The sequence below is a fragment of the Stutzerimonas chloritidismutans genome, assembly GCF_038562055.1.
Lineage (GTDB): Bacteria > Pseudomonadota > Gammaproteobacteria > Pseudomonadales > Pseudomonadaceae > Stutzerimonas > Stutzerimonas chloritidismutans_A.
On sequence record NZ_JBCFXD010000002.1, the window covers coordinates 474,970 to 488,244 of the forward strand.

Sequence of the window (13,275 nt, forward strand, 5' to 3'; positions counted from 1 at the left end):
GCTGGTCGCTTATAGCGGCTTGCCCCGGTTGCCATGCTCGCTGACGAACGCCTGCATGGCTTTCAGATCGTTCTTCAGCACAGTGCAACGCTCCGGACGCTCGAACAGGTCAGCCAGATGCGCCGGCAATTCCAGCGCCTTGCCAACCCCGGCCTTCTCCACCGCTTCAGGGAACTTGACCGGATGGGCAGTTCCCAGTGTAACCATAGGCGTCGCCAAGCTGCGGCGACACTCGCGCGCGGCATAGACGCCGATCGCCGTGTGCGGATCGAGCAACTCGCCGGTCTTGGTGAACACCTCAGCGATAGTCTTGCAGGTCTGTGCATCGTCGACGGCTAGCGAATCGAACAGCTTGCGCGCCTCAACCCAGCGCTCCTCCTCGACAGACAGCTTGCCGCTGGCCTTGAATGCACTCATCAGGTCGGCGACCGCAGCGCCATTACGACCGTGCAAATCGAACAGCAAACGCTCAAAGTTGGAGGACACCATGATGTCCATGGAGGGAGACAGCGACGGGTGCAGCGTGTCCTTGTCGTAGCGGTTGCCACTCATGAAACGGTGGAGGATGTCATTTCGGTTGGTTGCCACCACCAGCTGACTGATTGGCAGGCCCATGTTGCGCGCCAGGTAGCCCGCAAAGATATCGCCAAAGTTTCCAGTCGGAACGGAAAACGCCACCGAACGGGCCGGACCGCCTAGCTGCAGTGCCGCATGGAAGTAATAAACAATCTGAGCCATGATCCGCGCCCAGTTGATCGAGTTGACCGCTACCAGCCGCGTGCCTTTGAGGAAACCTTGGTCAGCGAAGCTGTCCTTGACCATTTCCTGGCAGTCATCGAAGTTGCCTTCGATGGCGATGTTGTGGATGTTGTCGCCGAAGATGGTCGTCATCTGCCGGCGCTGCACTTCGGAGACCCGGTTGTGCGGGTGGAGGATGAAGATATCCACGTTGTCACAACGTCGGCAGCCTTCGATCGCTGCCGAGCCGGTATCGCCCGATGTGGCGCCGATGATCACTACGCGCTCACCGCGCTTGGCCAGCACATAGTCGAGCAGCCGACCCAGAAGCTGCAGGGCGAAGTCCTTGAACGCCAGGGTCGGGCCATGGAAGAGCTCGAGCACCCACTCGTTGCTGTCCAACTGGCGCAGCGGTGCAACCGCACTATGGGCGAACACGCCGTAGGTTTCTTGCAGGATCTGCTTGAAGTCAGCATCCGGAATGCTGCCGGTAACAAACGGGCGCATCACCTTGAACGCCAGCTCGTGGTAGGCCAGCCCAGACCAGGATGCGATTTCTTCGACGGTGAAGCGCGGCAGGTTTTCCGGCACGTAAAGACCGCCGTCACTGGCCAACCCGGCAAGCAGCACGTCTTCGAAATTCAGGGCGGGCGCCTGGCCACGGGTACTGATGTAGCGCATTGTTCAAACCTACGTTGGACGCTGACTGCGGGCCGCCAGAGCAGCCCGACGTTGCTGAGTTAGTTCAGTTGCTCGACACGAATCCGCACCACATTGCCCACCACGTCGGCAAGCGCTTCAAGTGCTGCGATGGCGTCGTCGATCCGCTGCTCGACCACTCGATGCGTGACCAGGATGACCGGAACCAGCCCGTCTTGCTCCTCGGCTTCCTTCTGCATGATCGACTCGATATTGATGCCACGCTCCGACAGGATAGTGGCCACCTGAGCTAACACGCCCGGGCGATCCTTGGCCTGAATGCGCAGGTAATAGGCACTTTCGCAAGCGCCGATCGGCAGGATCGGATGAGCAGACAGCGAATCCGGCTGAAAGGCCAGGTGTGGGACGCGGTTGTTCGGATCGGTGGTCAAAGCACGGGCGACATCCACCAGGTCTGCCACCACAGCCGAAGCCGTCGGCTCCATGCCGGCACCGGCGCCGTAATAAAGGGTCGAGCCGACAGCATCACCGTTGACCATTACCGCGTTCATCACGCCATTGACGTTGGCGATCAGGCGATCGGCCGGGATCAATGTGGGATGGACGCGCAACTCGATGCCCGAGGCAGTGCTACGCGCGACGCCCAGATGCTTGATGCGGTAGCCCAACGCCTCGGCGTAATTGACGTCAGCGGTGGTCAGCTTGGAGATGCCTTCGGTGTAGGCCTTATCGAACTGCAGCGGCACGCCGAAGGCAATGGAGGCGAGGATGGTCAGCTTGTGGGCAGCATCTATGCCTTCGACGTCGAAGGTCGGATCGGTCTCTGCATAACCGAGCTCCTGAGCCTCCTTCAGCACGTCTTCGAAAGTCCGGCCTTTCTCCCGCATCTCGGTAAGAATGAAGTTACCGGTTCCGTTTATGATTCCGGCGAGCCAATTGATCTGGTTACCCGCCAGCCCTTCGCGGATGGCCTTGATGATTGGAATACCGCCGGCAACCGAAGCTTCGAAGGCTACGATGACGCCCTTCTCCCGCGCCTTGGCAAAGATCTCGTTGCCATGCACGGCGATCAACGCCTTGTTTGCCGTGACCACATGCTTGCCGTTCTCGATGGCCTTGAGCACCAGTTCGCGGGCTAACGTGTAGCCCCCGATCAGCTCGACGACGATGTCGATCTCAGGGTTATTGGCGACATCGAAGATATCGGCGGTAATCGGGGTGTCACCGGTGTTGCACTTGGGGTTCGCATGACGAGCCGCAATCTGCGCGACCTCGATTCCACGCCCGGCACGGCGCGCGATTTCCGCTGCGTTGCGCTCGAGCACATTGAAGGTACCGCCACCGACGGTTCCAAGCCCACAGATGCCAACTTTCACCGGTTTCAAGTTGCACTCCCCATTGCCAACGGACGGCCCTACACGGCGGCCGAACAAAAGAGTCGCACATTACGAAGCACAGGCGCTTTAGTCAAATCGGCAGCGCCCGGCGGACCAGCTGCTAGCTGGAGTTGCTCTGCAACCCCAGCCGCTGGTGCCACTGCGCTAGCGACTCATCCGGATACTCATCGAAGCAACGATCGTCTGGCCCGAGCTGCGGCTGGACCCACGACGCCTTCGACGCCAGCATCAGGTGTGTCGACTCGGGAGGGCTCGGCAGGTCGCTATCGATTGCCGAGGCATGTGGATGCACCAGGTCTGGCCAGTTCGGGTCCCACAACCAGAGCGCGCTGCCACACAGCTTGCAGAAATGACGTTGCCCTTCACTGATACGCCCTGCGCCGGTTTCCGCATCGACCATCCTCGCCTGGTAGATGCTAAGGTTTTCGCGGCCCTGGACCGTTAGCGTCCGGTGATCCCCACCCAGATTGATCGCATAGCCGCCCGCCCCGGCCGTTTTGCGACAGATCGAGCAATAACAGCGCATGAACGGATAGGGTTCGGCCGACTCCACAGAAAAACGAACGGCCTTGCAATGACAGGAACCTTCGAGCTTCATGTTCTCCACCTCTTCGATATGCCTTCTGGCTTTGAACACGAGGGGGGAAACAGTTCATCCGTGGCTGAACTGGATGGCCCCCTCGCGACCGAAGAGGCTGACCAGGCGGCGGCTACTTGGCTTTCAGAGCGAGTTCGGCGAGCTGCGGCGCCGGCTGGTAGCCAGGGATGATCTGGCCATCCGCAAGGATAATTGCCGGGGTGCCCTGAACACCGATCAGCTGGCCTAACTCATACTGCTCAGCTACGGGGTTGTCGCAGCTCGCGGCCGGCACATCTTCTCGTGCCTTGGCCTTGTTCATCGCAGCCTGACGATCCTTTGCGCACCATACGCTGGTCAGGGTGTTGGCACCGTGACTGCCCATCCCCTGTCGCGGAAAGGCCATATAGCGAACCTCGACGCCAAGACGGTTCAGCTCCGGTACTTCACTGTGCAGCTTCTGGCAGTAGCCGCAGTCGGTGTCAGTAAATACCGTGATATGGGTCTTCGGGTTTTCAGGTGAGAAAACCACCATCTTGCTGGCTGGAACCGCATCAATTGCTTTCGCAACGGATCGGCTCTGAGCCTGCTCGGTCAGGTTGGTCGCCTGGCCGTCCTTGAACTGATACATGTAGCCCTGAATCAGAAACTGACCGTCAGCGCTAGCATAGAGCTGTCGCCCGCCCTTCAGCTGAACCTGATAAACACCATTCATAGGGCTTTCGGCGATCGCCTCGATGGGCATATCGGGCTGGAGTGCGTTAAGCGACTCACGGATCGCCTGTTCAGCGTCAGCAGCCAGGACAACGGAGCTGGCGAGGCCCAGGGCAACGGCAGCAAAGACACGATTTACGCGCATGAAATCTCCTGGCGACTTCGATCGAGAGAGGCCGGCAGATTAACATAGCCCCTGTCGCCTGGTGCAGGCAGCGGATCTTCGCTCATCGGCTTTGTGCTCTGTACCGCATCGTCTAACGCAAGCCGCTCAACCGCGCGGATGGTGTTGCGCGTGGAGTTCCTGCAGCCTGGCGCGGGCAATGTGCGTGTAGATCTGCGTAGTCGACAAATCACTGTGGCCTAGGAGCATCTGCACGGTTCGAAGATCTGCTCCGTGGTTGAGCAGGTGAGTAGCAAATGCGTGACGCAGTGTGTGCGGAGAGATCGACACGGCTATTCCGGCCTGCCGGGCATGCAGTTTGACTCGATGCCAAAACGTCTGCCTTGTCATCAGATCCCCTCGTCGGCTCGGAAACACCACATCGCTGGCATTGCCAGTGAGCAGTTCGTGACGGGCGTCGCGAAGATAGCGTGCCAGCCAGTGCATGGCCTCCTCGCCGAAAGGCACCAAGCGCTCCTTGTTGCCTTTGCCGAAGGTACGCAAGACACCCTGGCGAAGATTGATCTGCTCAAGACGAAGGCCAACCAGCTCCGTGACCCGCAGGCCGGTTGCGTAAAGGACTTCGAGCATCGCCCGGTCGCGCAGCCCCAGCGGGTCGCCGATATCCGGCGCGGACAGCAGCGATTCGACATCCGTTTCCGACAATGTCTTGGGCAGGGGCCGCCCCAACTGCGGCAGATCGACTCGCAGCGTTGGATCGACCGCGATCAAGCCTTCGCGCAACAGAAATCGATAGAACCCGCGAAGTCCGGACAACAGTCGCGCGGTTGAACGAGCCTTGTAACCACTGTCCAGGCGCCAGGCGAGGTGATCGAGAACGGCATCCCGACCTACCTCGAGGAGGCGTACATTGCGTTCGCCCAGCCAGCCGTTGAACAGCGCGAGATCGCTGCGATAGGCGTCGCGGGTGTTGTCCGAAAGACCTTTTTCGAGCCAAAGGGCGTCGAGGAAACGATCGATATGAGGGTCGTCTTGAGCCGGCATGCAAAAAGACACTGGATGGAAGGGCGGCCAGTGTTTCATAGACCGCTTGGACCGAACAGCCACCCTACTCACTCCAAAAAGACCTGATCGGCCCAACCAGTGTCAGACTAGCCAGTAGCTCCGCAACAACGGCACCACCGATAGTGAGAGCACGATTTAACCGACCCGCCACTTTGAACACCTGGTGACCATGACCGAACAAGACATTCTTATTGCCCTCGCTGCGCTTGGCATCGCCTCGCTCGCCAGCCAATGGCTGGCATGGCGATTACGACTGCCAGCGATTCTTTTCCTCTTGCTGAGTGGGATTCTGGCCGGCCCCGTGCTCGGCTGGCTCGACCCGACTCGCCTGTTCGGCACGCTGCTTTTTCCACTGGTTTCCCTGGCGGTAGCGTTGATACTTTTTGAAGGCAGCCTGACGCTACGCATCTCGGAATTGCCTGGCATCGGCACCGTCGTGCGCCGCCTGATTGGCATCGGCGCGCTGACGACCTGGGGCGTGATCACCCTGTCCGCCCATTGGCTGCTTGGCTTTGATTGGGACCTGGCGTTGCTCTTGGGAAGCTTGACGCTTGTGACGGGCCCGACAGTGATCGTACCGATGCTGCGCGTAGTGCGCCCCAACGCAGCGGTGGCCAATATCCTGAGGTGGGAAGGCATCATCATCGACCCGATTGGCGCTTTGCTTGCTGTGGTGGTTTACAGCTTCATCATTACACGAGGTACCGAGGCGGCCTGGACCCAGAGCTTGCAGACGTTCGGCGGGGTTCTTCTTTGCGGAACGGTGCTAGGAATAGCAGGAGGATGGACGCTCGGCCAACTGGTGAAAAGGCACTGGCTGCCGGAATACCTGCAGAACCTGGCGACGCTGGCGTCAGTGCTCGGCGTGTTCGTCACTGCCAATACCTTGGTGCATGAATCCGGCTTGCTCGCCGTCACGCTGATGGGGATCTGGCTTGCGAACATGAGAAATGTCGACGTACGAGACATCCTTCACTTCAAGGAGAACCTGAGCATTTTGCTTATCTCGGGGCTGTTTATCCTGCTCGCAGCGATGCTCGACCTCACAGCCCTGGTGCAGCTGGGGCCGGCGGTGTTGATTCTTCTGGTGATCGTGCAGTTCGTGGCCCGACCGCTGGCGATCACCCTGAGTACCTGGGGTTCTCAATTGAACTGGCGGGAGCGGCTGCTGCTGGCATGGATTGCGCCCCGAGGAATTGTTGCGGCTGCCGTGTCCGCGATCTTTGCGGTTCGCCTGGACGAAACAGGTCATCAGGACGCGCTGCTGCTCGTGCCGCTCACCTTCGCCGTCATTATCGGTACCGTCGTACTGCAAAGCGCAACCGCACGCCCACTGGCGAGACTGCTGAAAGTCGCGGAACCCCCGCCCAGCGGATTTCTGATCGTAGGCGCTAACCCTGTTGCAAGAGCGATTGGTCGTGCGCTGAGCGAACAAGGCGTGAGAGTCATGCTCACCGACTCCAGCTGGGACAATATCCGCGCGGCACGGATGGAGAACCTGCCAACCTATTACGGGAACCCCGCCTCGCAACATGCCGAAAACCACCTCGACCTGGTTGGACTCGGGCACCTGCTGGCGTTGTCGCCTGTCGGAGAAATGAACACGCTCGCCGCCATGCGTTTCCGTCATGAGTTCGGCGTTGATCGACTCTTTAATCTGGCAAGCACGCAAGAGAATCGACGCAGCGACAAACATCGGCCCAGCGACGAACACCGAGGCCGACCGCTAGGTACGCCCACTCTGACGTACTCGCAACTTGCTGGGCGACTGGGCCGAGGTGACTCACTTAAAAGCAACAAACTGACCGAGACCTTCGGTTGGCCGGAGTACCAGGCGCTGAATGGCTCAGGCGCAATCCTGTATTTCGCCATTGATAACCATGGCCATACACACGCGTTTCACCCGGATGCCCGCATTAAGCCGGAGGCCGGCTGGACCCTGATCGCCCTGACCGATAACGCAAACGTCCAAGCAGCCGTAAACAAACCCGAACCGGACCGTCCGAAAGCCTCAGCGCGCTAACACTTACAGGCCCTACGAACAGCAACGGCTGCGGGCACTAAGCCGCTCGCGTCCTGACTACCCGAATCATCGAGCAAAACCAACCGCCCACAAAAAAGCAGCCCGTAGGCTGCTTTTTTGTTAAGGAAACTTTCCTCAGGAAAGCTTTTCCTTGATACGAGCTGCCTTGCCAGACAGCGCGCGGAGGTAGTACAGCTTGGCTTTACGGACATCACCACGGCGCTTGACGCTGAGGCTGTCGACCATCGGGCTGTAGTACTGGAACGTACGCTCAACGCCTACACCATTAGAGATCTTGCGAACGGTGAAAGCACTGTTCAGGCCGCGGTTACGCTTGCCGATTACAACGCCCTCAAAGGCCTGCAGACGCTCACGATCACCTTCCTTCACCTTAACCTGGACAACGACGGTGTCACCGGGGGCGAAAGGGGGCAGCTGCTTGGTCATCTGCTCGCTTTCAATCGCCTGAATAATCTTATTGGTCATGCTGTGCTCCTGAGACAGGCCATGCTGGCGTGCCATCGATACGTTTAACTATCGTCCCGCTGGCGGATAAATTCCGCTAGCAGCTTTTGTTCTTCCCCAGAAAGCGAGCGGCTATCCAGAAGATCAGCGCGGCGTTCCCAGGTCCTTCCGAGGGACTGCTGTAAACGCCAGCGCCGGATGTGTTCATGATTGCCGCTGAGCAACACTTCAGGAACACGTTTATCCGCATACACTTCCGGTCGCGTGTAATGCGGACAGTCGAGCAGGCCGCCAGTAAACGAATCCTCCTCGGCTGAATCAGCATGACCCAGTGCCCCAGGGAGCAAGCGGGTCACAGCATCGATCAGGACCATGGCCGGCAATTCACCGCCGGACAGCACATAGTCACCAATCGACCATTCCTCATCCACATGCGCTTCTATGAAGCGCTCGTCGATACCTTCGTAACGACCTGCAATGAGGATCAATCCTTCCTCACCCGCCAATGTACGGACGTCAGCCTGTTTCAGCTGCCGTCCCTGGGGAGAAAGATAAATCACCTTGGCCTTCTCACCCGCAGCATGCCGAGCATCTGCGAGGGCAAGCTCCAGTGGCTTGATCTTCATCACCATGCCCGGACCGCCCCCGAAAGGCCGATCATCGACCGTCTGATGACGATCTTCGGTATACGCTCGAGGATTCCAGCAATGCAGCTGAAGCAACCCCTGCTTTACTGCCCGGCTAGTGATGCCATATTCGCTGATAGCAGCAAACATGTCCGGAAACAGACTGATTACATCGACACGAAGATTGGGCATGTTGACTAGAAGTCCGCATCCCATTCGACCCGCATCTCGCCTGCGTCCAGATCGATCTTCAAAACACACTGATCGGTGTAGGGCAGCAAGCGTTCGCGATCATCCAGGCTGCCGTCGAACGGCTTGACCACCATGACGTCATTGGCGCCCGTTTCAAGCAGATGATCGACCCGACCAAGAACCTGCTCGAGCTGGTTGATGATCGTCAGACCCTGCAACTGGTACCAGTAGTAATCATCACCGGTCAGCTGGGGTAGCTCACTACGAGGAATACAGATCTCGAAGTCGGCGTAAGTACGCGCTTCTTCTCGATCCGTCAGCCCTTTCAGCGTAGCCACCAGGATCTTGCCCTGGAGGCGACCTTTCACCAGCTCAACCTGCCTGACTTCATCGCCTCGCCTCAGCGTCCAGCGACGATACCCCAGCAGATTGTCGATTGGATCGGTAAAAGAATAAATCTTCACGTCACCACGCACGCCATGCACCGATACTATCTTGCCGATGACGATGAGATCTTCGGCCGGAGCTGACGTTGCGTTCATATTGTTCAGGCAGCGGCCTTAGCAGCTTCCTTCAGCAGCTGAGCAACACGCTCAGACGGCTGTGCGCCCTGGCTCAGCCAGTAAGTAGCGCGCTCCTGGTTTACAGAAAGCTTCACTTCCGCACCCGAGGCAATCGGATTGAAGAAGCCGATACGCTCAACGAAACGACCATCGCGCGGATTGCGGCTGTTGGTCACGGTCAGGTGGTAGAAAGGGCGCTTCTTGGAGCCGCCACGGGCGAGACGAATAGTTACCATGTGAACATCGTTCCTGTAGTCGGTACAGCAAATCTGAATGCAGGGCCCAAGGCCCGAAAGGCCGCATATTCTAAGGAATATCCGGTTTTTTGCAAATGGCTTTTTCAAAAACAACTGCGAGCCTCGCCAGCAGGCCTGTTCAGCCTCTGCGCAGCCCGCTCAAACACTAGGAAAATTAGAACTTGGGCATTCCACCGCCGCCCGGCAACATGCCACCCATGCCGCGCATCATCTTCGCCATGCCGCCTTTGCCGCTGACCTTCTTCATCATCTTTTGCATCTGCTTGTGCTGCTTGATCAAACGACCGATGTCCTGAACCTGCGTGCCGGAACCCATCGCGATGCGACGCTTGCGCGAACCGCTGATGATATCCGGATTTCGGCGCTCGACAGGGGTCATCGAATTGATGATGGCCTCCATCTGTTTGAATTGCTTTTCCGCCGCACCTTGGGCATTTCCCATCTGTGACAAGTTCATGCCCCCGATCGAGGGCAGCTTATCCATCAAGCCGCCTAGGCCACCCATGTTTTTCATTTGCTGAAGCTGATCACGGAAATCTTCCAGATCGAATCCCTTGCCCTTCTTCAGCTTCTTGGTGAGCTTCTCTGCCTTTTCCCGGTCGAGCGTTTGCTCGGCCTGCTCGATTAGGCTGAGCACATCGCCCATGCCCAGGATTCGAGAAGCAATCCGGTCCGGATGGAACGGCTCGAGCGCATCGCTCTTCTCACCCATCCCCAGAAACTTGATCGGCTTACCGGTGATGTGGCGTACCGAAAGCGCAGCCCCGCCACGCGCATCACCGTCGACCTTGGTTAGCACCACGCCTGTCAGCGGAAGCGCTTCACCAAAAGCCTTTGCAGTATTAGCGGCGTCCTGACCCGTCATGGCGTCAACTACGAACAAGGTCTCTGCAGGCTTGATCGCCGCATGGACGGCCTGGATTTCGGCCATCATCTCCGCATCAATCGCTAGACGACCCGCGGTATCGACCAGAACCACATCGATGTATTTGAGCTTGGCCTCGCGGATAGCCGCTTGAGCAATCTCGACCGGTTTCTGGCTGGCGTCAGAAGGAAAGAAAGTCACCCCCACTTCCGCAGCAAGCGTCTCCAACTGCTTGATCGCTGCAGGGCGATAGACATCGGCAGACACCACCAATACCGACTTCTTCTTGCGCTCCTTCAGGAATCTAGCCAGCTTGCCGACGGTAGTCGTCTTACCTGCCCCTTGCAGGCCTGCCATCAGAATTACCGCAGGCGGAACCACACTGAGAGCGAGGTCTTCGTTCGCCGCGCCCATTAACTCTTCCAGCTCGACGCGCACGATTTTCACAAATGCCTGACCAGGCGTCAGGCTTTTGGAGACCTCCGTACCGACTGCCCTGTCCTTGACCCTGGCCACAAATTCCTTGACCACGGGTAGCGCTACGTCGGCTTCTAGCAATGCCATTCGTACTTCGCGCAGGGTGTCCTTGATGTTGTCCTCGGTCAGCTTGGCCTTGCCGGTGACGTGGCGAAGGGTCTGCGAGAGGCGGTCGGTTAGGTTTTCAAACATGTGCCATTTCCACGCTGGGTGTGGTTAAGGCCCCGATTATAGAAGCTGCGCACCCCTCGCCGGTACCCCGCCATTAATGCTTTTCATCGAGCGGCCCCAATCATAACTGTCCTGATCATCGCCAGCCGGTCGACGGCTGCCCCATCAACCGGCTTTACGGCGGCAGCCGCGGCCAATCGCACACTTTTGCGCACCCGACGTTTATGCCACACTCATCGCCTTTCGAGCCTAATAACAGACCTATGCACCCTTTGCTCCCGAGCCTAGCTGCCGCCTGCCTTTATGCCGGCGTCACCGGATACCAGGGCCTGCGCCTGGCGCAACGCACCGTACCGGACAAGCGTTTGCTGCTTATCCTGGGCGCATTGGCGCTCGCCGCACATGGTGTGAGCCTGTTTATCCAGCTGCTTTCACCGAGCGGCCTGCATCTGGACTTCTTCACCGCCTCGAGCCTGATTGCCGCAGCTGTGATCTTGTTGATCCTGCTCGCCCTTTACCGAATGCCCGTGGAAAACCTGCTGCTGCTGCTCTTTCCGCTGGGCTGCCTGACCGTGCTATTTGCCCAGTTCGCACCGTCCGGCACAGCACCCGCCATTGCTGAGCAGCCGGGCATCCTGGCGCATATCCTGTTCTCCATCCTCGCCTACGGAATGCTCACGATTGCCGTGTTTCAGTCGTTATTGCTACTGCTGCAGGATCATCATCTTAAGCACAAGCACCCGTCCGGCCTGATCAGGAACTTCCCACCGCTGCAGACCATGGAGAGCCTGTTATTCGGTTTTCTGCTCGCCGGCTGGCTGCTGCTCTCGGCATCGCTCATTTCCGGCTGGATCTTCCTCGACAACCTGTTCGCGCAACATCTAGTGCACAAAACCTTGCTGTCCGTGATCGCCTGGGTGGTGTTCGGCATGCTGCTATGGGGGCGTCATCAGTTGGGCTGGCGCGGCTACAAGGCCATCCGCTGGACACTGGCAGGCTTCTGCTTGCTGATGCTGGCTTACTTCGGCAGCAAGCTGGTCCGCGAATTCATTCTGCATATCTAGGACCACCACGTGGAGAATCTACACCCCGGCTTTCTGGTCGGCATGCTGGTCGGTCTGCTGTTGTGCTCGGCATTCTTTTCCAGCTCCGAAACTGGAATGCTCAGCCTCAATCGCTATCGCCTCCGCCACCAGGCCAAGGAAGGGCACCGCGGCGCAAAACGCGCCAGCGCCTTGCTTGAACGCCCAGACCGGCTGCTCGGGACCATCCTGGTCGGCAACAACTTCGTCAACATTCTCGCTTCCGCGATTGCCACCGTCCTGGCCATCAAGCTGTGGGGCGAGGCCGGAATCGCAATCGCGACCATCGGCCTGACGATCGTCCTGCTGATCTTCGGGGAAATAACCCCCAAAACCCTCGCCGCCTTGCGCCCTGAAGCCGTGGCTTATCCTGTCAGCCTGCCGCTGCTGATGCTGCAGAAAGTGCTGTACCCCTTGGTGGCACTGCTCAACTGGATCAGTAATGGCCTCCTAAAGCTGCTCGGCGTCGACCTGTCCAACAAAGGCAGCGACAGCCTGTCGACGGAAGAACTGCGCAGCGTCGTGCACGAATCAGGCAGCGACATGCCTATCAAACGGCAAAGCATGCTGCTCGGGATCCTTGATCTGGAACGGGTAACAGTCGACGACATCATGATTCCGCGTAACGAGGTGGCCGGCATCGACCTTGAAGATGATCTCGAAACCATTGTGACGCAGCTGCGCACGACGCCTCACACTCGCCTTCCGGTGTTTCGCAAGGACATCAACCAGATCGAAGGCATCGTGCATATGCGCCAGATTGCACGGCTGCTCAGCCATGACCAGCTGACTCGGGAGAGCCTACTGGAAGCATGCGACGATCCTTACTTCATTCCAGAGAACACCCCGCTCTCCACGCAGCTGGTCAATTTCCAGAAGCAGAAACGGCGAATCGGTATCGTCGTTGATGAGTACGGCGATGTTCTAGGGATCGTGACCTTGGAAGATATTCTCGAAGAAATCGTCGGTGAGTTCAGTAATCAGGATGCGTTGCGCAGCCCGGACATACATTCGCAGGACGACGGCACACTGGTGATCGACGGTGCCGCTTACCTGCGCGAAGTCAACCGCGCCCTGGGCTGGCAGTTACCCTGCGACGGTCCCAAGACGCTCAACGGGTTGATCACCGAAGCGCTCGAACACATCCCGGATAGTGGGATATGCCTACAGATCAACCAGTACAGACTCGAGATCTTGCAGGCTGCTGACAACCGCGTCAAAAGCGTACGCGCCTGGGTGATTGAGGAGCCTAAGGACTCAAAGGGCGACGCTCAATAAC

General features: G+C 58.6%; 13 protein-coding genes. 3 read left to right on the forward strand and 10 right to left on the reverse strand.

Annotated features, from left to right (window positions below):
* Window positions 1-9: 9 nt before the first annotated feature.
* From thrC to xerD, 5 genes are all read right to left on the reverse strand, one after another.
* Window positions 10-1,419 carry a threonine synthase gene (gene thrC / locus AAGW23_RS05660; protein WP_342405355.1) on the reverse strand — a complete coding sequence of 470 codons (1,410 nt, stop codon included), beginning with the start codon at window positions 1,417-1,419 and terminating at the stop codon, window positions 10-12.
* Between the two features lie 59 nt (window positions 1,420-1,478).
* Entirely contained in the window at window positions 1,479-2,783 is a 1,305-nt protein-coding gene (locus AAGW23_RS05665; protein WP_102835718.1) for a homoserine dehydrogenase, read from the reverse strand.
* Window positions 2,784-2,895: 112 nt separating this feature from the next.
* Entirely contained in the window at window positions 2,896-3,393 is a 498-nt protein-coding gene (locus AAGW23_RS05670) for a GFA family protein (RefSeq protein ID WP_342405356.1), read from the reverse strand.
* A 112-nt stretch (window positions 3,394-3,505) separates the two neighbouring features.
* The gene (locus AAGW23_RS05675; protein WP_342405357.1) at window positions 3,506-4,231 is read right to left on the reverse strand and encodes a DsbC family protein; all 726 of its coding nucleotides are present in this window, start codon (window positions 4,229-4,231) and stop codon (window positions 3,506-3,508) included.
* 126 nt (window positions 4,232-4,357) lie between these two features.
* A complete protein-coding gene (gene xerD / locus AAGW23_RS05680) occupies window positions 4,358-5,254 on the reverse strand; it encodes a site-specific tyrosine recombinase XerD (RefSeq protein WP_342405358.1) in 897 nt (298 codons plus the stop codon).
* 190 nt (window positions 5,255-5,444) lie between these two features.
* Here xerD and AAGW23_RS05685 point away from each other — a divergent pair, with 190 nt between their 5' ends.
* Window positions 5,445-7,298, forward strand: a complete 1,854-nt coding sequence (locus AAGW23_RS05685) for a sodium:proton antiporter (protein WP_342405510.1) — start codon at window positions 5,445-5,447, stop codon at window positions 7,296-7,298.
* Between the two features lie 135 nt (window positions 7,299-7,433).
* Here AAGW23_RS05685 and rplS read toward each other — a convergent pair whose 3' ends face one another.
* From rplS to ffh, 5 genes are all read right to left on the reverse strand, one after another.
* Complete coding sequence (gene rplS, locus AAGW23_RS05690; RefSeq protein WP_102835714.1) at window positions 7,434-7,784, reverse strand: 50S ribosomal protein L19; 351 nt, start codon at window positions 7,782-7,784, stop codon at window positions 7,434-7,436.
* Between the two features lie 44 nt (window positions 7,785-7,828).
* On the reverse strand, window positions 7,829-8,581 hold the full coding sequence (gene trmD / locus AAGW23_RS05695) for a tRNA (guanosine(37)-N1)-methyltransferase TrmD (RefSeq protein ID WP_342405359.1): 753 nt from the start codon (window positions 8,579-8,581) through the stop codon (window positions 7,829-7,831).
* 5 nt (window positions 8,582-8,586) lie between these two features.
* Window positions 8,587-9,123, reverse strand: coding sequence for a ribosome maturation factor RimM (gene rimM, locus AAGW23_RS05700; protein WP_342405360.1), 537 nt, complete (start codon window positions 9,121-9,123; stop codon window positions 8,587-8,589).
* Window positions 9,124-9,128: 5 nt separating this feature from the next.
* Window positions 9,129-9,380 carry a 30S ribosomal protein S16 gene (gene rpsP, locus AAGW23_RS05705; RefSeq protein WP_003282953.1) on the reverse strand — a complete coding sequence of 84 codons (252 nt, stop codon included), beginning with the start codon at window positions 9,378-9,380 and terminating at the stop codon, window positions 9,129-9,131.
* 175 nt (window positions 9,381-9,555) lie between these two features.
* Complete coding sequence (gene ffh, locus AAGW23_RS05710; protein WP_342405361.1) at window positions 9,556-10,935, reverse strand: signal recognition particle protein; 1,380 nt, start codon at window positions 10,933-10,935, stop codon at window positions 9,556-9,558.
* A gap of 242 nt (window positions 10,936-11,177) precedes the next feature.
* Here ffh and AAGW23_RS05715 point away from each other — a divergent pair, with 242 nt between their 5' ends.
* On the forward strand, window positions 11,178-11,978 hold the full coding sequence (locus AAGW23_RS05715; RefSeq protein WP_342405362.1) for a cytochrome C assembly family protein: 801 nt from the start codon (window positions 11,178-11,180) through the stop codon (window positions 11,976-11,978).
* A 9-nt stretch (window positions 11,979-11,987) separates the two neighbouring features.
* Window positions 11,988-13,274 (forward strand): HlyC/CorC family transporter, encoded by a 1,287-nt coding sequence (locus AAGW23_RS05720; protein WP_342405363.1) that lies wholly within the window; start codon window positions 11,988-11,990, stop codon window positions 13,272-13,274.
* Window position 13,275 lies beyond the last annotated feature (1 nt).

Excerpts from the sequence above, each read along its gene's own strand:
- xerD (WP_342405358.1), bottom strand. The coding sequence starts at position 5,254 with ATGCCGGCTCAAGACGACCCTCATATCGATCGTTTCCTCGACGCCCTT.
- thrC (WP_342405355.1), bottom strand. The coding sequence starts at position 1,419 with ATGCGCTACATCAGTACCCGTGGCCAGGCGCCCGCCCTGAATTTCGAA.
- AAGW23_RS05715 (WP_342405362.1), top strand. The coding sequence starts at position 11,178 with ATGCACCCTTTGCTCCCGAGCCTAGCTGCCGCCTGCCTTTATGCCGGC.
- rimM (WP_342405360.1), bottom strand. The coding sequence starts at position 9,123 with ATGAACGCAACGTCAGCTCCGGCCGAAGATCTCATCGTCATCGGCAAG.
- AAGW23_RS05670 (WP_342405356.1), bottom strand. The coding sequence starts at position 3,393 with ATGAAGCTCGAAGGTTCCTGTCATTGCAAGGCCGTTCGTTTTTCTGTG.
- ffh (WP_342405361.1), bottom strand. The coding sequence starts at position 10,935 with ATGTTTGAAAACCTAACCGACCGCCTCTCGCAGACCCTTCGCCACGTC.
- rplS (WP_102835714.1), bottom strand. The coding sequence starts at position 7,784 with ATGACCAATAAGATTATTCAGGCGATTGAAAGCGAGCAGATGACCAAG.
- rpsP (WP_003282953.1), bottom strand. The coding sequence starts at position 9,380 with ATGGTAACTATTCGTCTCGCCCGTGGCGGCTCCAAGAAGCGCCCTTTC.
- AAGW23_RS05675 (WP_342405357.1), bottom strand. The coding sequence starts at position 4,231 with ATGCGCGTAAATCGTGTCTTTGCTGCCGTTGCCCTGGGCCTCGCCAGC.
- AAGW23_RS05685 (WP_342405510.1), top strand. The coding sequence starts at position 5,445 with ATGACCGAACAAGACATTCTTATTGCCCTCGCTGCGCTTGGCATCGCC.
- trmD (WP_342405359.1), bottom strand. The coding sequence starts at position 8,581 with ATGCCCAATCTTCGTGTCGATGTAATCAGTCTGTTTCCGGACATGTTT.